This window comes from Streptomyces sp. NPDC029292 (assembly GCF_055569295.1).
The window spans coordinates 132507-152944 of record NZ_JBVHXR010000003.1 but is presented as its reverse complement, the minus strand read 5'-3'; the positions used below and the strand labels follow the sequence as shown (position 1 = coordinate 152944).

Annotated in this window: 20 protein-coding genes; 7 read left to right on the top strand and 13 right to left on the bottom strand. The window is 71.0% G+C overall.

The window, feature by feature from the left end; translation table 11 throughout:
* Positions 1 to 37 precede the first annotated feature (37 nt).
* Positions 38 to 2824, bottom strand: a complete 2787-nt coding sequence (locus ACZ4WS_RS08925; RefSeq protein WP_467978575.1) for a penicillin acylase family protein — start codon at positions 2822 to 2824, stop codon at positions 38 to 40.
* A gap of 351 nt (positions 2825 to 3175) precedes the next feature.
* Here ACZ4WS_RS08925 and ACZ4WS_RS08920 point away from each other — a divergent pair, with 351 nt between their 5' ends.
* Together ACZ4WS_RS08920 and ACZ4WS_RS08915 are read left to right on the top strand one after the other, a co-directional pair.
* Positions 3176 to 3781, top strand: a complete 606-nt coding sequence (locus tag ACZ4WS_RS08920) for a hypothetical protein (protein ID WP_467978573.1) — start codon at positions 3176 to 3178, stop codon at positions 3779 to 3781.
* A gap of 149 nt (positions 3782 to 3930) precedes the next feature.
* A complete protein-coding gene (locus ACZ4WS_RS08915) occupies positions 3931 to 4698 on the top strand; it encodes a 3-keto-5-aminohexanoate cleavage protein (protein ID WP_467978571.1) in 768 nt (255 codons plus the stop codon).
* Here the strand turns inward: ACZ4WS_RS08915 and ACZ4WS_RS08910 are convergent.
* On the bottom strand, positions 4644 to 5375 hold the full coding sequence (locus ACZ4WS_RS08910; RefSeq protein WP_467978569.1) for a hypothetical protein: 732 nt from the start codon (positions 5373 to 5375) through the stop codon (positions 4644 to 4646). The two genes, ACZ4WS_RS08915 and ACZ4WS_RS08910, sit on opposite strands and share 55 nt — an antisense overlap.
* 150 nt (positions 5376 to 5525) lie before the next feature.
* Between ACZ4WS_RS08910 and ACZ4WS_RS08905 the strand changes: the two genes are divergently transcribed.
* Positions 5526 to 6593, top strand: a complete 1068-nt coding sequence (locus ACZ4WS_RS08905) for an RNA ligase (ATP) (RefSeq protein WP_467978567.1) — start codon at positions 5526 to 5528, stop codon at positions 6591 to 6593.
* Positions 6594 to 6692: 99 nt separating this feature from the next.
* On the opposite strand, the gene soxR is transcribed toward ACZ4WS_RS08905, so the two are convergent.
* Positions 6693 to 7226 carry a redox-sensitive transcriptional activator SoxR gene (soxR, locus tag ACZ4WS_RS08900; protein ID WP_467978565.1) on the bottom strand — a complete coding sequence of 178 codons (534 nt, stop codon included), beginning with the start codon at positions 7224 to 7226 and terminating at the stop codon, positions 6693 to 6695.
* A gap of 107 nt (positions 7227 to 7333) precedes the next feature.
* Here soxR and ACZ4WS_RS08895 point away from each other — a divergent pair, with 107 nt between their 5' ends.
* Positions 7334 to 7795 carry a MaoC family dehydratase gene (locus tag ACZ4WS_RS08895; RefSeq protein ID WP_467978563.1) on the top strand — a complete coding sequence of 154 codons (462 nt, stop codon included), beginning with the start codon at positions 7334 to 7336 and terminating at the stop codon, positions 7793 to 7795.
* Between the two features lie 30 nt (positions 7796 to 7825).
* Here ACZ4WS_RS08895 and ACZ4WS_RS08890 read toward each other — a convergent pair whose 3' ends face one another.
* From ACZ4WS_RS08890 to ACZ4WS_RS08880, 3 genes are all read right to left on the bottom strand, one after another.
* Positions 7826 to 8452, bottom strand: coding sequence for a TetR/AcrR family transcriptional regulator (locus ACZ4WS_RS08890; RefSeq protein WP_467978561.1), 627 nt, complete (start codon positions 8450 to 8452; stop codon positions 7826 to 7828).
* 150 nt (positions 8453 to 8602) lie between these two features.
* Positions 8603 to 8890 (bottom strand): YiaA/YiaB family inner membrane protein, encoded by a 288-nt coding sequence (locus ACZ4WS_RS08885; RefSeq protein ID WP_467978559.1) that lies wholly within the window; start codon positions 8888 to 8890, stop codon positions 8603 to 8605.
* Positions 8891 to 8950: 60 nt separating this feature from the next.
* Positions 8951 to 10102: an acyl-CoA dehydrogenase family protein gene (locus ACZ4WS_RS08880; protein ID WP_467978557.1), complete on the bottom strand. Its 1152-nt coding sequence runs from the start codon at positions 10100 to 10102 to the stop codon at positions 8951 to 8953.
* Positions 10103 to 10191: 89 nt separating this feature from the next.
* Here ACZ4WS_RS08880 and ACZ4WS_RS08875 point away from each other — a divergent pair, with 89 nt between their 5' ends.
* The 3 genes from ACZ4WS_RS08875 (at position 10192) to ACZ4WS_RS08865 (ending at position 12759) form a co-directional block, all read left to right on the top strand.
* The gene (locus ACZ4WS_RS08875) at positions 10192 to 10833 is read left to right on the top strand and encodes a TetR/AcrR family transcriptional regulator (RefSeq protein ID WP_467978555.1); all 642 of its coding nucleotides are present in this window, start codon (positions 10192 to 10194) and stop codon (positions 10831 to 10833) included.
* A gap of 93 nt (positions 10834 to 10926) precedes the next feature.
* Complete coding sequence (locus tag ACZ4WS_RS08870; protein WP_467978552.1) at positions 10927 to 11634, top strand: ArsR/SmtB family transcription factor; 708 nt, start codon at positions 10927 to 10929, stop codon at positions 11632 to 11634.
* Positions 11635 to 11802: 168 nt separating this feature from the next.
* Positions 11803 to 12759 carry a DMT family transporter gene (locus tag ACZ4WS_RS08865; RefSeq protein ID WP_467978550.1) on the top strand — a complete coding sequence of 319 codons (957 nt, stop codon included), beginning with the start codon at positions 11803 to 11805 and terminating at the stop codon, positions 12757 to 12759.
* A 23-nt stretch (positions 12760 to 12782) separates the two neighbouring features.
* On the opposite strand, the gene ACZ4WS_RS08860 is transcribed toward ACZ4WS_RS08865, so the two are convergent.
* From ACZ4WS_RS08860 to ACZ4WS_RS08830, 7 genes are all read right to left on the bottom strand, one after another.
* Complete coding sequence (locus ACZ4WS_RS08860; protein ID WP_467978548.1) at positions 12783 to 14114, bottom strand: MFS transporter; 1332 nt, start codon at positions 14112 to 14114, stop codon at positions 12783 to 12785.
* 197 nt (positions 14115 to 14311) lie between these two features.
* Positions 14312 to 15394, bottom strand: coding sequence for a Zn-dependent alcohol dehydrogenase (locus tag ACZ4WS_RS08855; protein WP_467978546.1), 1083 nt, complete (start codon positions 15392 to 15394; stop codon positions 14312 to 14314).
* An 11-nt stretch (positions 15395 to 15405) separates the two neighbouring features.
* On the bottom strand, positions 15406 to 16794 hold the full coding sequence (locus ACZ4WS_RS08850; RefSeq protein WP_467978545.1) for an aldehyde dehydrogenase family protein: 1389 nt from the start codon (positions 16792 to 16794) through the stop codon (positions 15406 to 15408).
* A gap of 107 nt (positions 16795 to 16901) precedes the next feature.
* Complete coding sequence (locus ACZ4WS_RS08845) at positions 16902 to 17354, bottom strand: DUF3574 domain-containing protein (RefSeq protein WP_467978543.1); 453 nt, start codon at positions 17352 to 17354, stop codon at positions 16902 to 16904.
* A gap of 20 nt (positions 17355 to 17374) precedes the next feature.
* Positions 17375 to 18718: an ABC transporter ATP-binding protein gene (locus tag ACZ4WS_RS08840; RefSeq protein WP_467978541.1), complete on the bottom strand. Its 1344-nt coding sequence runs from the start codon at positions 18716 to 18718 to the stop codon at positions 17375 to 17377.
* Between the two features lie 227 nt (positions 18719 to 18945).
* The gene (locus ACZ4WS_RS08835) at positions 18946 to 19731 is read right to left on the bottom strand and encodes a class F sortase (RefSeq protein WP_467978539.1); all 786 of its coding nucleotides are present in this window, start codon (positions 19729 to 19731) and stop codon (positions 18946 to 18948) included.
* Positions 19718 to 20344: a hypothetical protein gene (locus tag ACZ4WS_RS08830; RefSeq protein ID WP_467978537.1), complete on the bottom strand. Its 627-nt coding sequence runs from the start codon at positions 20342 to 20344 to the stop codon at positions 19718 to 19720. The genes ACZ4WS_RS08835 and ACZ4WS_RS08830 overlap by 14 nt, the downstream gene beginning before the upstream one ends.
* Positions 20345 to 20438: the final 94 nt, after the last annotated feature.

Below are 20438 nucleotides of genomic sequence, written 5' to 3'. Positions count from 1 at the left end.
CTACCGGTGTCCCGGTGTCTATTCGGTGTCCCGGTGTTTACCGGTGTGAGGTGTACTCCACCACCTGCTGGAAGGTCGGCCGGTTCTGCCAGCTGATCTTGCCGTGCTTGATGCCTCCGAGCGTCCGCTGGACGATCGAGTCGGCGCACCACTGGTCGCCCGCCGAGCACTGGTCGTCGCCGGGGTAGACGTCGGACGCGGTCTTGCCTGCCGCCTCCTTCAGGGTGCTGATCAGCGTGTCCCGGCAGGCGCTGAGGCTGCCGCCGCCGCAGTAGGTCTGCGACAGACCGCCCTGCACCGACTCACCCAGGACCGCCCGGATGTCCTTGTCGACATAGCTCCACCAGCCGTACTGGAAGGAGCTTCCGGCGTGCGCGCCGGTCGGTCCGTGTGCGGCCGACGGCGACTCGTCGATGGGGAGGTTGTTGCTGAAGGCGGTGTACAGGTCGCTGCCGAGGCCGGGTTGGAACTCCGCCTTCACCAGCAGCGGCCACCAGGCGTCCAGGATGCGGATCGCGTCGGCGTTGGCGTACGCCTTCGACCCGGCCGAGGTCTCCGTGCGCTTGGCGCCCGCCGTCACCCACGTGGACAGCTTGCCGACCGCCGCCGCGGCCGTGGTGTCCGTGACCGTCGAGCTGTTGATGACCTTCAACAGCTTCGGCAGCACGTCCTCGGCCCGGAGATCGGCGAGTGCCGCGTCGGCCATCGCCTTCACCAGCGAGGACCGAGTCACACCGCCCGCCGCCACCAGCTTCTTCACGCGGTCCTCGAGGAGGTTGCCACGATGGACGGAACCGTCGCCCCAGGAGGCTGTCGTGTAGTCCTTGGACTGCTTGTTGTTCCAGGAGATGTAGTAGTCCTGGTCGATGGAGTTGGGGTGGGCGGACGCCGCGGTGTAGGTGGCGGTGTTGGTCGCCGGGTCCCAGCCCTTCCAGTCGTACGCCGCCTGCGCCCACACCGGGAACTCGGCGTCGACGCCGGTGGCGCGCACCGGGTTGTCGCCGCTGTTGTAGTACGCGGTGTGCGTCGAGTCGGCGTAGAACCAGTTGAAGGTGTAGTTGATGTGCTGCACCGCGCTCTGGAAGGTGGCCGGGCTCTTCACGTAGTCCGGGTCGTTGAGCATCTGGAAGCCGATGATCGAGTCGGCCTCGTGCATGAAGGAGGAGCGCAGGGTGGTGTACGCGACCTTCTTGCCGCCGACCGTCGCGCGGTACTCCACCGGGCCGTACTTGGTCCGGTAGACCTGCATGCGGTAAGAGCCGGCCGCGGTGCCGTCGGCGGTGGTCGGCTTCCAGGAGTTGGTCTGCTCGACCTTGTCCATCGCCGTGCAGGTGCCGTGGTACAGGTAGTGGTAGTCGTCCTGGCACAGCTCGACGGCGTACGTGTCGATGATGTCCTGGCCGGAGGTCGTCGCGCTCCAGGAGTAGTCCTGGCCGCGGCCGAGTTCGACGTACATGCTCAGACCCGCGAAGGAGGCGCCGCGGGCGCTGATGCCCGGGCCCTGGATCTCCTGGAGCATGAGCAGCTGTGGCGCGAAGTAGCCGGTCTGGGGGCCGAAGACGGCGATGGGGTGGCCGCTGGCGGTGTACTTGCCGCTCACCACGAGGGCGTTGGACATGCCGCGCTTGGCCGAGGTGAGGGAGGTGGTGGCCGCCGTGGCCGAGGCGCTGGTGGCCGTGGAGGTGGCCGCGCTGCCGGTGCGGTCGTAGACGAGCTGCTCCTGGGCCACCGAACCGGCGTCGGGCAGGGCCTCGCCCTGCGGGGAGTCGGGCTTCGAGGCGTACGGGAAGCTCTCGCCGTTGTGGACGGTGAGCACCGCCTCGGGGTCGTTGCGCTCGCGGAAGGACTCCCAGACCTTGGTGCCCTCGGTCACGCCGTACTTGGACTGGGCGGCGATCAGCGAGAGGGCGTTGTTGACCTCGCCGCCGCCTCCGGAGCCGAAGAGCGCGCCGATGACCGAGGCCAGCGCGACCAGGTCGGTGATCTTGAAGTGGTCGATGGTGCCGGCGTTGGTGACGGAGTCCTTGTGGCCGGTCAGGACGTACTCGCCGGGGAAGTAGCGGCCGCTGTCGGAGGCGTCGATGTAGGCGTTGATGCCGTCGATGTAGGCGTTCGCGTCAGCGAGAGCCTGGGTGCCGCGGGCGCCGGCATTGGCGGTGGCGTTGTCGATCTGGGCCTGCAGATCGGCCTCGGTGTAGGGCGCGTTGCGCCAGAACTCCTGCTCCAGGCCCTGGTTGGACGCGGCGCCGCCCGCGAAGGAGGTCAGCTGGCCGCGTCCGACGTGCCGGAAGACGTCCATCAGCCACAGGCGGTCCTGGGCGGCCGCGTACCCGGCGCCGTACTCCGTTCCGTAGCGGGTGGTGCCGGTGATGTGCGGGACGCCCGTCTTCTTGTCGCGGACGATCGTCACGTCACTGCGCGGGTTCGTGGTCGAGGCGACCTGGTCCGAAGCGACGCCGAAGGAGGCGTCGTTGAAGAAGTCGTTGATCTTGGCGTCGGTGAGCGTGGAGTAGCCCGAGGCCAGGTTGCCGTAGGGGCCGAGCTGGTCCTCGGCGTGGTCGGGCTGGGTGCCGAAGGCCTGGTTGAGGAGGATCTGGGCGAGGGTCGCGTTGCCGTTCTCACCGGGCGGGAGGATGTCCGAACACTGGCCGCCGCAGTAGTCGCCCGCGGCGGCCGTGGCCGTCGTGTCGGCGGCCGCCGCCTGGGAAAGCGGCGACAAAAGACCGGCAATGAGGACGCATATGGATGCGGCCTTCAGGAACTCGGGGAATCTGCGGGGAGTTCTCAGTCTGTCGAGGATGGTGCGTGGGGTGCGCCGTGGCATGGCAGCTCCTCCCGACGGGGGTGGGCCGGACGTTACCGCCGGTATCCCCGAGTTTGAAGATGAACATGCGTCACTTTTTTGGGATCACCGCGCCGTTGGGAGCCCGCCTGTCCCACGGCGCCCGGTCCGCCGCCGAGTTCGCAGGCGGCCTACAGGCCGCTGACAGCGTCAGGAGGTAATCCGTGAAGGGGGTCCGCGATCGACTCGGCGGTCCGACGGGTGGCTTATGGAGGTCATCGGAAATCGGATGGAGCCGAATCGCTTGTCGATACGTCTATTCGGCGACGTCCCTATGACGACGACGCCGAAGTGACCGAAGTACAGGTGCAGGTGTGACGGAGGTGCAGGGCGATGGCCGGTTTCCGGAGTCTGGCGAGACAGGTGCGAGATCCGAGGTGCGATCTGGCACTGCGGCGCTACTCACTGCGCAAGTGCCTTGAGAAGTTCGCCCCTTACGGGCATCGGGCGACCTGGGACCATCTGTCCTCCCGGGCCGGGTTCGGTCCCGAGGACCGCTCCCCCGATCCGGCGCGGCTCGTGGCCGCACTGGACGAGCTGGAGGAGGCCCGTTCCGTCTGGCTCGCCTACGAGGTCGAGTTCGCGCAGCGCCGCAAGAAGGAGAAGCACGACGGGCTGCGCAGTCCGGGCAGTGTCGACGACTGGCACCGGCTGACCTGGGGCGGCTTCGGGGTCGCATGGTGCGACGACCCGCGGATCCACCCCCATGAACCACTGACCGAGGTGCTGCGCCGGCTGATCGCCGCGTTGGAGCGCGAGCCGGGCTCGGTGTGCCCGGTGTGCGCCGGGGAGCGCCTCGCATGGAAGTACGACCTGGCCCACGAACCGTCGTCGGGTCCGGTGTGCACAAGCTGCGGAATTGTTGTCCCGCGGCCCGTTCTGACGCCCGAAGCGCTGGCGGAGTCGAGGCGCGGACGGCTGCTTCTGGCGTCTGCGTGAGCGCTCCGCCGGGTTGAGCGGCTGGGTACGGGAACTGCGGGTGAGCCGTCGGCCGCGGGTTGTTCGTGGCTGGGCGCGCAGTTCCCCGCGCCCCTGACGGGGCGCTGTCCGCGATCGTGCTGTCAGTGGTGGCTGGCAGTATCTAGGGCATGGTGCAGGTCTGTCTGAATGGAGCGCGCGGGTCGGCCGACGGTGCCGGCGTGCCGATGTCGCCGGGAGCGATGGCCCAGTCCGCGGCCGAAGCTGTCGCGGCCGGGGCCTCGGACATCCATGTCCATCCCAAAACCCCCTGTGGGCAGGACAGTCTGTCGCCGAAGGTGGTCTCGGCGACGCTTGAAGCGATACGGGCACGGGTGGGCGTTCCGGTCGGCGTGACCACCGGCGCCTGGGCCGAGCCCGACCCCGCCGCCCGCGCGGAGCGCGTCCGTTCCTGGACCGTGCTGCCCGACCACGCCTCGGTGAACTGGCACGAGCCGGGCGCCGAGGAGGTCGCGGCGGCGCTCCTCGACCGCGGGATCGGCGTGGAGGCGGGCATCTGGTCCGGCACGGACGGCGCCGCGCGGTTCGCGATGTCGCCGCTCGCGCCGCGGGTGCTGCGCGTCCTGGCCGAGGTCATGGACACCTCCCCCGAGACGGCGGAGAAATCGGCCCGAGCCCTGCTCACCGACCTCGGCACCGCCCTCCCCCAAACTCTCGGCTCCGCTCGAGCAGGGAGGTACCCCCATCGCCCCGTGCTGCTGCACGGCGAGGAGGGCGGCGCCTGGCCGGTGCTGAGACTCGCGGGACGGCTGGGGCTCGCCATCCGCATAGGCCTGGAGGACACCCTCGTACTCCCGGACGGGGAGCGGGCGATGTCCAACGGTCAGCTGGTGGCGGAGGGGTTGGTCCAGTACGGGTGGGCCCAGCGCTCGTCGTAGGGGAGGACGAGGAGTTCGGCGCGGAGGGCGAGATCGGGCTCGCCCTGGGCGCGGAGGCGGTCGGGGGCCTGTTGGGCGAGCCAGACCCGCAGTTCGGACTCGACCGAGTCCTCTGCGTCTCCCAGCCAGAAGAACGGCGAGCGGTCGGCGAGCAGGTCGTCGACCCACCAGTCCGCGCAGCGTACGACGTGCGCGTCGGCGACGGGGTGCGGGAGCCACCGGTCCAGCAGCCCGATGGCGGTTTTGGCTATGGAGGCGCAGCTCTCGAAGACCTCGTACACCGGATACGGCGGCTCCGGCGTCGTGAGGACGTGCTGCCACCAGGCGTACACGAACGTCTCGATGGCGGCGGCCTGTTCGGCGGGCCAGGAGCGCCAGTCCACCCGGCTCAGCCCATGGGGTCCCCAGCCGACGCCGTCCAGGCTGCCGTCCGCCATAGCCCGTGCCCCCTGCGGCAGCAGCCGGCGCATCGAGGCGGCGTGGTCGTCGAAATGGTCGGGGACCTTGAAGACGAACCGGCGCAGCACGTCCGGGGGCACGCGGGTGTACGGGGTACGCAGGAACGCCATCTCCTCGGGCAGGAAACACCGCTCGCAACCGATCTCGTTCGGGCTGGCGAAACCGTTGAAAACCGTGTCGATGTCCGCGAGAGCGGCGTCGAGGGCGGATGAGGTCATGGGAGTCGATCCCGTCAGGACTCCGTGCCGGGCGGTCACCACGGGCCGAAGATCCCGACGCTACCAGCCGCAAATCCACTCGCTCCAGCCCTTTACCCTCCGGACAGTTGGGGGCGATGAAACACAGCTGAGGAACCCGAGGGAGTACCGATGTCGACGCTGCGCGTCACCGCCGAAGTGCTGACCATCCACGAGCATCCGAACGCCGACGCCCTCGAACTGGCCCAGGTGGGCCTGTACCGAGCCGTCGTCGCCAAGGGCGCCTACCGCACCGGCGAGCGGGCCGTCTACATCCCGGAGCAGTCCGTGCTCCCGGGCGAGCTGATCGAGGAACTGGGCCTGACCGGGAGGCTGGCGGGCAGCAAGTCGGACCGGGTCAAGGCCGTACGGCTGCGCGGTGAGCTGTCGCAGGGGATCGTCTGCCGCCCGAAGGCACTGGCGGACGTCGACCTGGCGCGGGCCGCCGAGGACGGCACGGACTTCGCCGAGGCGCTCGGCGTCGTCAAATGGGTGCCGCCGATCCCGCCCACGATGGACGGCGAGGTCGAGCACGCGCCCGATCTGCTGCCCTGGGTCGACATCGAGAACATCCAGCGGTACCCGGACATCTTCACGCCCGGCGAGCCCGTCGTCCTGACCGAGAAGCTGCACGGTTCGGCCTGCCTGCTGACATACATCGCCGACGAAGGCCGCGTGCACGTCTCGTCGAAGGGCTTCGGCGCGAAGTCCCTTGCGCTGAAGGAGGACCCGCGCAATCTGTACTGGCGGGCCGTGCACGGTCACGGTGTCCCGGCGGTCGCGGCCCGGCTGGCCGAGCGGCTCGGCGCGCGCCGGGTCGGGATCTTCGGCGAGGTGTACGGGGCGGGCGTACAGGACCTGTCGTACGGCGCCGACGGCCGCCGCGAGACGCTCGGCCATGCCGTGTTCGACGTGTCCGCCGAGCTGGACGGCGCGGTGCGCTGGCTGGACGCGGCGGCGCTGCTGGACGGCGAACTGCCGCTGGTACCACGGCTGTACGAGGGCCCGTACGACATCGACCGTGTCCTGGAGGTCGCCTCGGGGCGGGAGACCGTCTCCGGGCGCGAACTGCATCTGCGCGAGGGAGTGGTGATCCGCCCCGCCACCGAGCGGTACAGCCCGGTGACCGGCGGCCGTGCCATCGCGAAGGCGGTCAGCCCGGCGTATCTGACGCGGAAGGGCGGCACGGAGTACGAGTAGCCGGGCGTACGGGGCCCGGGGCCGCCGTACGAGTAGTCGGGCGTACGGAAACCCCCTGGGCGCCGACGCGCGGCCACCCTACGGAGCCCGGGGCGCCTTTCAGCGGCAGTCCTCGGGCTCCTTCTGGCGTGCGGCGGGACGGGCGGCGTCCGTCCTGGCCGCGCCGTCGGTGGAGCGGGCGCGCTCCACCATGAGGCGGGAGCCCGTCAGGCGCTCGCCGAAGACGTCGTCCGGGTTGGAGAGCACGCAGTTCTCCAGGGACAGGCAGCCGCAGCCGATGCAGTCGGTCAAGTGATCCCGCAGCCGGCCCAGCTGCTTGATGCGCTCGTCGAGTTCGGAGCGCCAGGTCTCCGACAGCCGGGCCCAGTCCTCCCGTGTGGGGGTGCGCTCCTCGGGGAGTTCGGCGAGCGCCTCGCGGATGGTGGCGAGCGGGATGCCGACCCGTTGCGCGGCGCGTACGAAGGCGACGCGGCGCAGCGCGTCGCGGTGGTAGCGGCGCTGGTTTCCCGTGGTGCGGCGGCTGCTGATCAGGCCCTTGGACTCGTAGAAGTGCAGGGCGGAGACGGCGGCGCCACTGCGGGCCGACAACTGGCCGACGGTCAGCTCGTGGATCTTCTCAGGGATCTGGGGCACTCCTCCAACCCTACTCACCTCGTCACCCGGCCGGGCCGTTGACATGCGGCCCGCACGGGACCATGCTAAGCAGTCGCTTAGACATGGAGATGTGGGAGGCCAGGGACATGGCAGAGCCGAGGACGTTCGCGACGGTCGACGAGCTGCGTACCGCCGTGGGCGAGCAGCTGGGGTACACCGACTGGGTCGAGATCGAGCAGAAGCGGATCGACCTCTTCGCGGAGGCGACCGGCGATCACCAGTGGATCCACGTCGACCCCGAGAAGGCCGCGGCGGGCCCCTTCGGCACCACGATCGCGCACGGGTACCTCACCCTGTCACTGCTCCCGCTCTTCGGGCCGCAGCTGATCAAGGTCGAGGGCGTGAGGATGGGCGTCAACTACGGGACGAACAAGGTCCGTTTCCCCTCGCCCGTGCCGGTCAGCTCGCGGCTGCGCGCCACCGCGAAGATCACGGGCGTGGACGACGTGCCCGGCGGCGTGCAGGTGTCCGTGGCCTTCAGCGTGGAACGCGAGGGCGGCGACAAGCCGGTGTGCGTCGCGGAGTCGGTGTCGCGCTACTACCTCTGACCCCCGGGCTCGTCACAGGTGAGGCGGGGCCTACTCCTTGGCCCCGACCATCCGCAGTACGAGGTCGGCGTAGAGCGCGCCGACCTCGTCGGGCGTGCGCGGGCCGTCGACGTTGAACCAGCGCGCCACGTCGATGCAGAGCGAGAGCACGGCGAGCGTGGTGCCCGGCACGTCCGGCACGTCGAACTCGCCCGCCGCCACGCCGTCCTGGATGATGCCGCGCACGGTGGCGTCGGACTGGCGCCGCAGCGCGACGATCTCGGCGCGCGCGTCGGGGCCGAGCGCTTCGAGCTCGTACTGCACGACCCGCGCGGTGGTGTGCTGTCCGGCGTGCCAGCGTACGAACGAGCGCACGGCGTCCGAGAGCCGCTCGGCGGCGCTGCCCTCGCCGCTCGCGGCGGTCCGCAGGATGTCCAGCGACTTGTCGTGCCCGATCCGGCTGATCCGGTGGAGCAGCTCTTCCTTGGTCTTGTAGTGGATGTACAGCGCGGCCGGGCTCATGCCCGCGCGGCCCGCGATGTCCCGGGTCGTCGTCGCGTGGTACCCGCGCTCGGCGAAGGCCTCGACGGCGGCGACGAGCAGCCGCCGGGCCGCGTCCGGGGTGACCTCGGCCCACGGCTGCATCTCGCCGCCGGCCGTCTCCTGCGCCGCACTCATCGCTGGTTCGCCCCTTCCGCCCACCCGTCGCCCACCACCACCCTCAACGGAGGCCCTTCGGGCCGCACGTTTTTGACGTGCGGGTGAACACCATACCCCTGAACCTGAGCGGGCGCTTAGACCGCCCGCTCAGGGCGGCGCGAAACTCGATCAGAGCTTCTCGAAGGGGTCGTGCTCGGCGAGCAGCTTCTCGAGCCTCGCCTGGTCGACGCGGCTGACGATCTGCCCGGCCTCCTGCCGGTCCCGGATCACCTTGGCCAGGGTGAAGGTCGAGGTCACGAGATAGAGCACGGCGATGGCCAGGAAGGAACGCACCCAGGCGTCGGCCTGGAGCTTGAAGATGCCAAGGGTGGTCGCGACGATCGCGACGGCGAACGAGGCGACCGCCTGGCCGTAGAAGGCCGCGGTGGACTGCTGCTTGACCGGTGTCTCACTCATGCGGACAAGCCTCGGCGGATGCGGCCGGGGCCACATCCGCACGGATACTCAGGCAGGTACTCAGAAGGCCGAAACCCCTGTCAGCGCACGCCCTATGACCAGCTTCTGGATCTGGCTGGTGCCCTCGTAGAGGGTCATCACGCGGGCGTCGCGCAGCAGCTTCCCGGCCGGATACTCGTCGATGTAGCCGTAACCGCCGAAGACCTGGAGGGCGTTGTTCGCGGCGCGCACGGCCGCCTCGGAGGCGAAGAGCTTGGCCTTGGAGGACTCCGTGGCGAACGGCAGGCCGCGGTCGATGAGATCGGCGACCCGCCAGGTCAGCAGCCGCGCCGCGTCCACGTCCACGGCGATGTCGCTGATCAGCTCCTGGACGAGCTGGTGATGAGCGATGGACTTGCCGAACTGCTCCCGCTCGGTCGCGTACGTCACCGCCGCGTCCAGCGCGGCCTGGGCGATCCCGACACAGCCCGCGGCCACGGACATCCGCCCCTTGGCGAGCGCGGACATGGCGACGGAGAAGCCCTTGCCCTCGGGCGCCAGCATCGCAGCGGCGGGGACGCGCACATCCTCCAGGACCAGCTCGGCCGTGGCCTGCCCCCGCAGCCCGAGCTTGCCGTGGATGGTCCGGCGGGACAGCCCCAGCGTGTCCGTGGGCACCAGAAAGGCGGAGACACCCTTGTGTCCCGGCGCGTCGGTCGACCGCGCGAACAGCAGCACGACGTCGGCCCATGTCCCGTTCGTGATGAACATCTTGGTGCCGTTGATGACGTAGTCGTCACCGTCGCGCACGGCCTTCGTCGACAGATTGCCCGCGTCCGACCCAGTGCCGGGCTCGGTGAGGCCGAAGCAGCCCACGTACGCGCCGGAGGTCAGCCCCGGCAGCCACTGCCGCTTCTGTTCCGCACTCCCCCAGTGCGCGATCGTCTTGGCGACGAGGCCGAGCGAGACGGACACGATCCCGCGCACGGAGGAGTCACCGCGCCCCAATTCCTCCGTGACGAGGCAGTACGCGAGGTGGTCGCCGCCGCTGCCGCCGTACTCCTCGTCGATGGTGAGCCCGAGGAAGCCGACCTCGCCGAGCTTCTTCACGATGGAGCGGTCGACTTCCTCGGCGCGGTCCCACTCGATGACATGGGGGGCGATCTCGCGGTCCACGAAATCCTTGGCGAGCTGCCGGACGTCCGTCTGCTCCTCGCTGAGCTCCAGGTTCATGCCGAGTCACCCCATAGATAGCGGACATTGAAAGCCGTACATTTAAATTAGCACTGCTAGTTTCCAGGTGCAGCCCTACTATGTGCGCCATGGCACGACCGCGCAAGCCCCTCCTCAGCACCGACCGCATCGTCGACACGGCACGGGCCCTGGTGGACGCCGAGGGCCTGGCGGCCGTCTCGACGCGCCGGCTCGCCGCCGAGCTGGGGGTGAGCGGGCCGTCCCTCTACAACCACTTCCGCACGAAGGACCAGATCCTGGAGGCCGTCGCGGACTCCGTGAGTGCGCAGGTCGACCTGTCGATGTTCGAGGACGGCCGTGAGTGGCGTACCGCCCTGCACGACTGGGCCGTCTCCTACCGGGCAGCCCTGCGCGACCACCCGAACATCGTCCCGGTCCTCGCCCGTGGCCCCGGCCGGCGGCCCGCCGGTCTCCGCCTCGCCGACGCGGTCTTCGGCGCCATGGTCGACGCGGGCTGGCCTCCGGCCCAGGCCACGTCCATCGGCGCCCTGATGCGGTACTTCATCATGGGCTCCGCCCTCGGTTCCTTCGCCGGCGGATTCGTCGACGACGCGGCCGCGTACGATCCCGCCGACTACCCCCACCTCGGGCAGGCTCACCTCCTCGCCGAGCATCAGCAGAAGGTGGACGAGGGTGCCTTCGAGACGGGGCTGCAGGCGCTCCTCGACGGACTGGCCCTGCAGTACAGCCAGCTGACCGCTACCGCCTGACCAGCGAGTCCGTGCCGTTCGGCAGGTCTCCGGCGGCTGGTCGTCGGCACACTTCGGCCCGCGCCGAAACGTCGCTGCCGCATCCTGGGAGACATGGCACTCAAGGACCCCGCGGGACCCCGGCTCGCGGCGCTGGCCGGTCTCCTGGCGGACGAGACCCGCGCCACGTTCTGTCTCGCGCTGCTCGACGCACGGGCCTGGACGGCCGGTGAACTCGCGCGGCACGCGGGTGTGGCGCCGTCGACGGCCAGCGAACATCTCGGCAAGCTGATCGCCGGCGGACTGCTGGCCGAGGAGCGGCAGGGTCGGCACCGGTATGTACGGCTGGCCGACCAGCGGGCGGCGCAACTGGTGGAGGATCTGGCCGCGCACGTGGTTCCGGAGCGGGACCGGCCGCGCTCCCTGCGGGCGGCCGGTGTGAGCAGCGCGCTGGCCCGGGGACGTACCTGTTACGACCATCTCGCCGGACGCATCGGGATCGCGCTGACCGACGCCATGACGGAACGCGGGCTGCTCCGCCAGGACACCGGGTTCGCGCTCACGGACGCCGGTCTGCGGTGGTTCGACGCGGCGGACATCGGCCTCGGCCGCGGCGGCAGGCGCCCGCTGGCCCGGGCCTGCCTCGACTGGACCGAACGGCGCCCCCACCTCGCGGGGGCCGCGGGCGCTGCCCTGTGCCGCCACGCTCTGGACACCGGCTGGTGTGTCCGCATCGGCTCGGACCGCGCGGTGAAGGTCACGCCCGAGGGCGAGCGCGCTCTCGGGGACCTGCTGGGCATCGAGGCGGCGGCGCTCCGCTAGGCCGCGGGCCCACGGGTCATCGGTCATTCGGACCGCGTGCCCGCCAGTCGTCGGTCGGCCGGTCCGTTGCCGTCCCCGCCTCCGCCTCCGCCTCCGCCTCCGCGCAGACCAGCACGGCGTCCGAAATCCGCGAGCCCTCGCCCCCGTACCCCACCTAGCCTCAGGAGCATGATGAACACCTCCTCGTCCGGGCCCGTCCGCCGTACGGAACTGCTCGCGGCAGGCGCCGCGACCGTCACCGTGGTGCTGTGGGCCTCCGCCTTCGTGTCGATCCGGAGCGCGGGTGCGGCGTACTCGCCGGGCGCGCTGGCGCTCGGGCGGCTGCTGGCGGGAGCCGTCGCGCTCGGCGCCATCTGCCTGATACGCAGGGAGGGGTGGCCGCCGCGCACGGCCTGGCGCGGGATCGCCGTATCCGGGCTGTTGTGGTTCGGCTTCTACATGGTCGTGCTCAACTGGGGTGAGCAGCAGGTGGACGCCGGTACGGCGGCTCTGGTCGTGAATGTCGGCCCGATCCTCATCGCCCTGCTCGGCTCCCGGCTGCTCGGCGACGCGATGCCGCCGCGGCTGCTCGCGGGCATGGCGGTGTCGTTCGCGGGCGCGGTCGCCGTGGGGCTCTCGATGTCCGGCGAGGGCGGTTCCTCCGTCCTCGGGGTCGTGCTGTGTCTCCTCGCCGCCGTGGCCTACGCGGCCGGGGTCGTCGCGCAGAAGCCCGCGCTCGGCCGGTCGAGCGCGCTCCAGGTCACGACGTTCGGCTGCCTGGTCGGGGCCGTCGTGTGTCTGCCCTTTGCCGGACAGCTCGTCCGGGACGCGGCCGACGCACCCGCCTCCGCGACGCTCAACATGCTCTACCTGGGCGTCTTCCCGACCGCGCTGGCGTTCACGACGTGGGCATACGCGCTCGCCCGCACGACCGCGAGCCGTATGGGCGCGACGACGTACGCGGTGCCCGCTCTCGTGGTGCTGATGTCCTGGCTGTTCCTCGACGAGGTCCCGGGGCCGCTCACGCTGGCGGGCGGGGCGCTGTGCCTGGCGGGTGTGGCGGTGTCGCGCTCGCGGCCCCGTACGCGCTCGGCCACGGTCCCGGAGCGGATCCCGGAACCGCGGCCTGAGCACGAACAGGCGTGATGCCACGCTGTTCCGCCCCGGCGTCAGCGTGAACGCGCCCTGCCCGCGAGGATCCTGATCGAGACGAGGGCGATCACCGCGAGCCCGATGATGTACGCGGACACGGCCATCGACGTGCCCGTCGCCTCCAGGAGCAGCACCATCACGAAGGGGGCGAGTCCGCCGCCGAACACGGCCGCGATCTGGTAACCGAGCGAGGCGCCCGTGTACCGCATCTCGGGTGTGAACAGTTCGGCGAACAGGGCGGCTTGAGGGCCGTACATGACGCTGAGGAAGCAGCTCGCGACGAACGTGCCGACGGCCAGCCACACCAGCGAACCGGTGTCGATCAGCAGGAACAGCGGCACGGCCCACAGTGCGATACCGACCGCCCCGAGCGCGTAGATCCTGATGCGCCCCACGCGGTCGGACAGCGCGGCCGACGCCGGTATCAGCACCAGCTGCGTGAGGCTGACGCAGAGCGAGACGGTGAGGACCGCGCCGCGTTTCATGTCGAGTTCGCGGGTGGTGTAGTCGAGGACGCCCGTGATGAGGATGTAGAAGGTCGCGGTGTTCACGGCGAAGGAGCCGCCCGCGAGGAAGACCGTGCCCAGGTGCTCGCGCACGATCGTGCGCAGCGGCGAGCTCTTCGATCCCTTCTCCTCGGCCGCCAACGCCTCTTCCGCCGCCCGGAATTCGGGGGTCTCCTCGACGCGGGTGTGGATGTACCAGGCGAGGGCGAGGACGAACAGGCCGACCAGGAAGGGCAGTCGCCAGCCCCAGGCGGCGAAGGCGCTCTCGCTGGTGAAGGCCCCTGCGGCGAGGAAGACCGTGTTGGCGGTCACCACGCCGATGGGGACGCCGAGTTGGACGACGCTGCCGTACACCCCGCGCTTGCCCTCAGGGGCGTACTCGGTGGCGAGCAGCATGGCGCCGCCCCATTGCGCGCCGACGGCGATGCCCTGCACGACGCGCAGGGCGACGAGCAGGATCGGGGCGGCGACGCCAATGGTGTCGTAGGTGGGGAGCAGGCCGATGCCCGTGGTGGCCAGGCCCATCAGGGTCAGGGCGAGCACCAGCATGGGTTTGCGGCCGCGCTTGTCGCCGAGGTGCCCCGCGACGATTCCGCCGAGCGGACGGGCCAGGAAGCCCACGGCGAAGGTCGCGAAGGAGGCGAGGACTCCGGCGGACGAACTGCCCGTCGGGAAGTAGAGATCGCCGAGCACCAGGGCGGCGGCGATGCCGAAGACGAAGTAGTCGTACCACTCGACGGCCGAGGCGAGAGCGGCCGCGGTGGCCACCTTGCGTCGGTTCCGTACAGCGGGGGAAGTGGCGGACTGGGGGTGAGCGGATGGTGCGGAAGGTGCCGTGTCCATGCGTGCACACTCCGGTGGGTGCGGGGACGGTACGAGGGTGCGGCGCCGCGGTTCCGGGAACATACTGACCGGACGGTACGGAGGTCAACGGGTCGTGCGGCAGCAGTTTTTACCTGCACATGGCAACGACAGCGATTGGCGCGCACGCCGAGAACCCCGGCCGCGTCTCGGCGGCCGGGGTACGGACTCGGCACGGGCTAGAACACCACCAGCGCCCGGCCGCCCTTGCCCGCGATCATGTTGTCGAAGGCCGCCGGGATGCCGTCGAGGGCGATCCGGTCGGTGACCAGGCCTCCGAGGTCGAGACGGCCCGCCCGGACGTGCTCCGCCAGCACGGGCAGATCCCGCGCCGGGTCCGAGTTGCCGTACACGCAGCCGGACAGCGTCCTGCCCCAGTGGAAGATCTCCAGCGCGTTGAAGGTGACCTGCTGGTCCTTGCCGCCGATGCCGACGACCGTGGTGCGGCCGCCGCGCCGGGTGGAGTCCCAGGCGGTGCGGATGGTCACGGCGCGGCCCACGCACTCGACGGCGACGTCGACGCCCTGTTTTCCGGTGAGGGCGCGGATCTCGCGCGCGGTGGTGTCGGAGGCGACGACGTAGTCGGTCGCGCCCGCGGCGCGTGCGAGGGACTCCTTCTCGGGCGAGACGTCGACCGCGACGATCTTCGACGCGCCCGCGATCCGTGCGGCCTGGAGCGCCGCGAGCCCGACTCCGCCGACCCCGAACACCGCGACCGTCTCGCCCGGACGGACCTGGGCGGAGTGGTGGACGGCGCCGTATCCGGTGAGAACGGCGCAGCCGAGGAGCGCGGCGTCGGTGAGCGGCACGCCGTCCGGTACGGGCAGTACGCATCCGGCGGCCACGACGGTCTCCTCGGCGAACGCGGCGACGTTCAGGCCGGGGTGGAGGTCGCTCCCGTCGGAGGCGCGTCGCGCGTACACGTCCCCGGCGCCGGTCAGCGCGTTGGCGCACAGCCACACCTCGCCCAGCGAGCAGGCATGGCAACTGCCGCAGGAGGGGGCCCAGTTGAGGACGACACCGTCGCCGGGCGCGACGTGGGTGACGCCCTCGCCGACGGAGACGACGGTGCCGGCGCCCTCGTGGCCGAGGACGGCGGGGACGGGCACCCGCATGGTGCCGTCGGACAGTGAGAGGTCGGAGTGGCAGACCCCGGCGGCGGCGAGCCGGACGCGGACCTGGCCGGGACCGGGTTCGGGCAGGTCGATCTCGGCGATCTCCAACGGAGCGCCCACGGCGGGAAGTACGGCAGCGCGAACCACGTGCAGGCTCCTCAGAACTGGAGGGACTTGGTCTGGAGGTACTCGGACAGCCCGTGCGAGCCCAGCTCGCGCCCCACACCCGACTGCTTGTAACCCCCGAACGGGGCAAGGGGATTGAACCGTCCGCCGTTGATGTCGACCTGTCCGGTGTCGAGCCGTCGCCCGAAGGCGACCGCCTCGGCCTCGTCACCCGCCCACACCGCGCCCGCGAGCCCGTACACCGTGCCGTTGGCGATCCTGAGGGCGTCCTCCTCGTCCTCGTAGCGGACGATCGACAACACCGGCCCGAAGATCTCCTCCTGAGCGATCGTCATCTCCGGTGTGACATCGGCGAAGACGGTCGGGCTGATGAAGTACCCCTGCTCGCACGGGGATTCGGGGCCGCCCGCGACGAGCCGCGCGCCTTCCGCGACGCCCTTCTCGATGTAACCCCGCACCCGTGCCTGCTGCTTGGCGTTGACGACGGGGCCGATGCGGTCCCCGTACTTCGCCGCGGCGGCCGCGGCCAGCTCGACGGCCTCGTCGTACTGGGACACGTGCACCAGCATGCGCGTCCAGGCGCTGCATGTCTGGCCGGAGTTGGACATCACGTTGCCGACGCCGACGTTGACGGCCTTGGCGAGGTCGGCGCTCGGCAGGATGACGTTGGCCGACTTGCCGCCGAGTTCGAGGGCGACTCGCTTGACCGCCGCGCCGGCCGTCGCGCCGATCCGCCTGCCGACCGCGGTGGAGCCGGTGAAGGAGACCAGGTCCACGTCCGGGTGCTCGGCGAGGGCCTGGCCCGCGACCGGCCCGAGGCCGGTGACGAGGTTGAAGACTCCGGCGGGGATGCCCGCTTCGGCCACGGCCTCGGCGAAGAGCTGGGCGGTGAGCGGGGTGTCCTCGGCGGGCTTCAGCACCACCGCGCAGCCCGCCGCGAGGGCCGGGGCGACCTTGGCGACGATCTGGTGCAGCGGGTAGTTCCAGGGCGTGATCGCGCCCACGACACCGACGGGCTCCTGGTAGACGGTCGAGTTGCCGACCTTCTCCTCGAAGGCGTAGGTCGCCGCCAGTTCGGCGTACGATCCCGCGACGAGGATCGGCACACCCGCGTGCACCGCCTGCGAGAACGGCAGCGGCGCGCCGAGCTCGGCGGTGACGGTCTCGGCGATCTCGTCCTTGCGGGCGACGAGTACGTCGCGCAGTGCGGTCAGGCGGGCGGCCCGCTCGGCGGGCGGGGTCGCCGCCCAGGCCGGGAAGGCGGCACGTGCGGCCCGTACGGCGGCGTCGACGTCCTCGGCGGTGCCCGCCGGGACCCGGCCGATCACCTGCTCGTCGACCGGGTTCACGACCTCGATCGTGTCCGTGCCGGCGGCGGGGCGCCACGCGCCGTCGATGTACATGCCGTCGTGTGCCTTCATCGTGTTCCTCCCGGGCGGGGCCGCGTCGTCCGCACCCTAAACTAGCGATGATAGTTTTGCGGCGCCAGAGGGTCCCGACGCCTTACGCCATCGAACGCCACACAGCCTCAGAAGTCGACGCCGACCCGGTCGTCCACTCTGGCCACGGACTCCTGGGCGAAGGCCTTCTCATAGGCGGTCCGGATCTCCTCGATCTTCCTGTCGCTCGCCCGCTCCTCCCTCACCGGATACAGCAGGATCAGCTCGTACGACCGCTCGCGCTCGATCGCGCCGTGCGCGTCCCGCCACTGCCCGCGCCCGTCCTGCACGGTCAGCCCGTCCGGGAAGCCGGGCGTCACCCGGCGGTCGACGAAGGCCATGAACTGCCGGTCGGTCACGGCCGCGCCGCCGTCGGGCCGTTCGGTGCCGAAGAGGAGCCGGGTCTCGAGGTACGCCGCACCACGGACCGTGGTCTGCGGCGTCGCGTCGCCGAGCAGGGCGTAGGCGGCCGGGGCGCCGGCGGCGAGCAGTGCGGTGGCGGCGGTAGCGCCCAGACGGGCGCGGGTGGTGAACAAGGTCATGCACGCCTGCCTAGCGGAACTCACTCCTCCAGATCCGGCAGCCGCGCCGGAGCCGGGCAGATGCGTTCGCCGTACTGGTCGAACACGAAGAGATGGGCGAGGTCGACAAGGAGGGGGACCTGCATACCGTGGCGGAGTTCGATGTCGGGGGTGGTGCGGACGACCAGGTCGCCGGGCAGCCGGCCCTCCGGCGGCACCGGTTCGGGGTGATCGGGTTCCGCGTCCGCCGGGTGCTCCAGGACCACGACCGGCCCGGCACGCAGGGCACCGGCCCGTCCCCGCAGGCGGTCCATGACCGTGCCCTCGCGGCGCCTCCGGCGCGCCGGACGGGTCGGGCGCGGCGCCTCCAGCTCCGGTACGACGGCGGGCCGCGAGCCGGTGTCGAAATGGACGAGGACCTCGTGCCCCTGGAACTCCACATGCTCGACGAGGCCACTGATCGCCACCTCGCCCGGCCGTGCGGCGGACGGCTTTGCGAGCCGCACGGCCTCCGACCGCAGCCCGACGATCACCTCACGGCCCTGCTGCACCCGCAGCAACTGGTGGTCGAGGGAGAGGGGTTCGGGCAGCCGCAGATACTGCTTGCCGAGGCTGATCGACATCGCCCCGTCGAGCGGGGCCCGGACCAGGCCGCGCAATAGGTTGATGCGCGGGGTGCCGATGAACGCGGCCACGAAGACGTTCGCGGGCAGCGCGTAGACGTCACGCGGAGTGCCCAGCTGCTGAAGGGCCCCGCCGCGCAGGACGGCGACCCGGTCGCCGAGCGACATCGCCTCGGCCTGGTCGTGCGTGACGTACACCGTGGTGACGCCCAAGTCCCGGGTGAGCCGGGAGATTTCGGCCCGCAAGTGGCTGCGGAGCTTGGCGTCGAGGTTGGAGAGCGGTTCGTCCATCAGGAAGGCGGAGGGGTGGCGGGCGATCGCGCGGCCCATCGCGACGCGCTGGCGTTCGCCGCCGGAGAGCTGGTTGGGGAAGCGGTCGAGGAGGTCCTCGATGCCGAGCATCCGGGCGGTGGCGTCGACGCGCGGGCCGGGGTCCTCACCAGGGGTCTCGATGCGCAACGGAAAGCCGATGTTGTTGCGGCTGGTCATGCTCGGATAGAGGGCGAAGTTCTGGAAGACCATCGCCATGTCCCGCCCGGACGGCGGCAGATCGTTGGCGTACTCGCCGTCGAGGCGCACCTCCCCCTCGGTGACCTCTTCGAGGCCGGCGATCATTCTCAGCACGGTCGACTTGCCGCAGCCGGACGGCCCGAGCAGCACGAGGAACTCGCCGGGCCGGATCTCCAGCGACAGCCGCTCCACCACGCGGACACCGCGGGTGTAGGCCTTGCTGACGTTGTGCAGAGAGATGGCGCGTGTCATGAAAGATGCCCCCGGGGGCTCACAGGGCGCTGGTGCTCCGCGGTCGAACGTCCCGTGCGGGTCGTACGGGACGTATGAGTCACGGAAGTTAACGGACTGCGCACGCCCGGGGGAAGACGCGCGGCGGGATCGGACGGTCCGGTTCGGCACGGGCGAAAGCGGACGATCGGGCACCGGAAAAACGGACGCACCGGTTCAGCGCTGCTCGACTCGGGGCGGCGGGGGCCTCACGTGCTGCGGGCCCGCCCCCGGGTCTCCGTGAGATGAGCGAAGACGACGACGTTGCCGGCGTAGCCCGCCTTCCGGTCGAACACACCGCCGCACGTGATCAGACGCAGCTCGGGGCGCCCCCTGTCGCCGTACACCTCCCTGTTGGGGAAGTGCGCCTTCTCGTACGTCTTCACGGCGTCCACCGTGTAGACGGCCGTCCGTCCGTCGGCACGCCGGACCTCGACGAGCCTGCCGGGCCGGAGTTGACTGAGTGGGGCAAAGACGGCAGGTCCCGTCCTGGTGTCGAGGTGGCCGACGGCGACGGCCGTGCCCGACTCGCCCGGCGTCGGCCCGCCCTCGTACCAGCCGACCAGCTTGGGATCGTCCACGGGAGGGGCAGTGAGCCGCCGCTCGCGGTCGAGCTCGAGGCCGACGACCGGAGCCTCGAGGCCGAAGTAAGGGATGCGGAGCGAGGTCGCCGCGGAGCGCGGGAGGGGCGTGGGTGGGGGTGTGGGCCGCGGGCGCCGGGTGGGCGTGGTGCGGTCGGGCCGCGCGCCGCGCGCATCGCCGCCCGCCCGGTGGGCATCGGCACTCCGCGTGTCGCCGCCGGACCGGGCGGGGCCGGAGGACGCCGCGGCGCCTTCCGGCCCCGCGACGTCGGCTGCGACCGGCCCGGCGGGCTCATCGTCCCCCGCCCACCAGACGCCGCCCGCCACCAGACAGACGGTGAGCACGAGGGTCCGCATCAGGCGGTAGGCGCGCGTCCTGTACCAGGGCCTGCGGGCGCGTCTACGCCGTGCCATCGGGGCGGCGGCGCAGCCGGAGGTACACGGCCCCCCCGGCCACGACGAGGCCCGCGGCCGCCGCACCGGCGACCGGTGAGAAGTCCTGGGTGCGGGCGAGACCGCCGCCGCCCGCGGGAGGTCCGCCGTTCGGGCCGCCGGGACCGCCGCCCGGCGGGGTCTGTGTCGGTGTCGGGGTCGGGGTCGTGCAGTCGACCCTGAACACCTTCTGCTTGCCCGCGCCGCTCTCGCCCTCGAAGTTCCAGGTGAGCTTGTACTGACCATTGGGCAGCGAGAAGAGGCCCTCGGTCCGGCCATGGCCGGACTCGGGAATGATGAGGCCGCCCGCGAGCGTGGCACCGCCGGCCACATGGGGCTGGGTCTCGATGGACCAGCTGACGTCCTGTGCCCTGTCGAAGTCGAAGCCGTCGAGGTAGAACCGGCAGACCGTCGGATCGTCTCTCTGATCGTCGACCGTCGTCCCCGAGTCGTGGACCTTGACGTCGCCGTTGTCACCGGGAGCGGCCACGGCAGCCGGGGCCGCGAGCAACGCGGTGCCCGCGACGGCGAGGGCCGCGAGGGCGGAAGCACCCCGGCGCATGCCGGGGCGGCGCGAAAGGGACGAGGTGGACATGCGAGCTCCTCCGAGTCGGATGATTTTCATACAAATCAGACACTCACCTGACTCTCTTTCACATCCGCCTCGCGGAAGACGACAGCAGCGCCCT

Coding starts and splice junctions, on each gene's coding strand:
- ACZ4WS_RS08925 (WP_467978575.1), bottom strand. CDS start 2,824: ATGCCACGGCGCACCCCACGCACCATCCTCGACAGACTGAGAACTCCC.
- ACZ4WS_RS08920 (WP_467978573.1), top strand. CDS start 3,176: ATGGCCGGTTTCCGGAGTCTGGCGAGACAGGTGCGAGATCCGAGGTGC.
- ACZ4WS_RS08915 (WP_467978571.1), top strand. CDS start 3,931: ATGGTGCAGGTCTGTCTGAATGGAGCGCGCGGGTCGGCCGACGGTGCC.
- ACZ4WS_RS08910 (WP_467978569.1), bottom strand. CDS start 5,375: ATGACCTCATCCGCCCTCGACGCCGCTCTCGCGGACATCGACACGGTT.
- ACZ4WS_RS08905 (WP_467978567.1), top strand. CDS start 5,526: ATGTCGACGCTGCGCGTCACCGCCGAAGTGCTGACCATCCACGAGCAT.
- ACZ4WS_RS08895 (WP_467978563.1), top strand. CDS start 7,334: ATGGCAGAGCCGAGGACGTTCGCGACGGTCGACGAGCTGCGTACCGCC.
- ACZ4WS_RS08890 (WP_467978561.1), bottom strand. CDS start 8,452: ATGAGTGCGGCGCAGGAGACGGCCGGCGGCGAGATGCAGCCGTGGGCC.
- ACZ4WS_RS08885 (WP_467978559.1), bottom strand. CDS start 8,890: ATGAGTGAGACACCGGTCAAGCAGCAGTCCACCGCGGCCTTCTACGGC.
- ACZ4WS_RS08880 (WP_467978557.1), bottom strand. CDS start 10,102: ATGAACCTGGAGCTCAGCGAGGAGCAGACGGACGTCCGGCAGCTCGCC.
- ACZ4WS_RS08875 (WP_467978555.1), top strand. CDS start 10,192: ATGGCACGACCGCGCAAGCCCCTCCTCAGCACCGACCGCATCGTCGAC.
- ACZ4WS_RS08870 (WP_467978552.1), top strand. CDS start 10,927: ATGGCACTCAAGGACCCCGCGGGACCCCGGCTCGCGGCGCTGGCCGGT.
- ACZ4WS_RS08865 (WP_467978550.1), top strand. CDS start 11,803: ATGATGAACACCTCCTCGTCCGGGCCCGTCCGCCGTACGGAACTGCTC.
- ACZ4WS_RS08860 (WP_467978548.1), bottom strand. CDS start 14,114: ATGGACACGGCACCTTCCGCACCATCCGCTCACCCCCAGTCCGCCACT.
- ACZ4WS_RS08850 (WP_467978545.1), bottom strand. CDS start 16,794: ATGAAGGCACACGACGGCATGTACATCGACGGCGCGTGGCGCCCCGCC.
- ACZ4WS_RS08845 (WP_467978543.1), bottom strand. CDS start 17,354: ATGACCTTGTTCACCACCCGCGCCCGTCTGGGCGCTACCGCCGCCACC.
- ACZ4WS_RS08840 (WP_467978541.1), bottom strand. CDS start 18,718: ATGACACGCGCCATCTCTCTGCACAACGTCAGCAAGGCCTACACCCGC.
- ACZ4WS_RS08835 (WP_467978539.1), bottom strand. CDS start 19,731: ATGGCACGGCGTAGACGCGCCCGCAGGCCCTGGTACAGGACGCGCGCC.
- ACZ4WS_RS08830 (WP_467978537.1), bottom strand. CDS start 20,344: ATGTCCACCTCGTCCCTTTCGCGCCGCCCCGGCATGCGCCGGGGTGCT.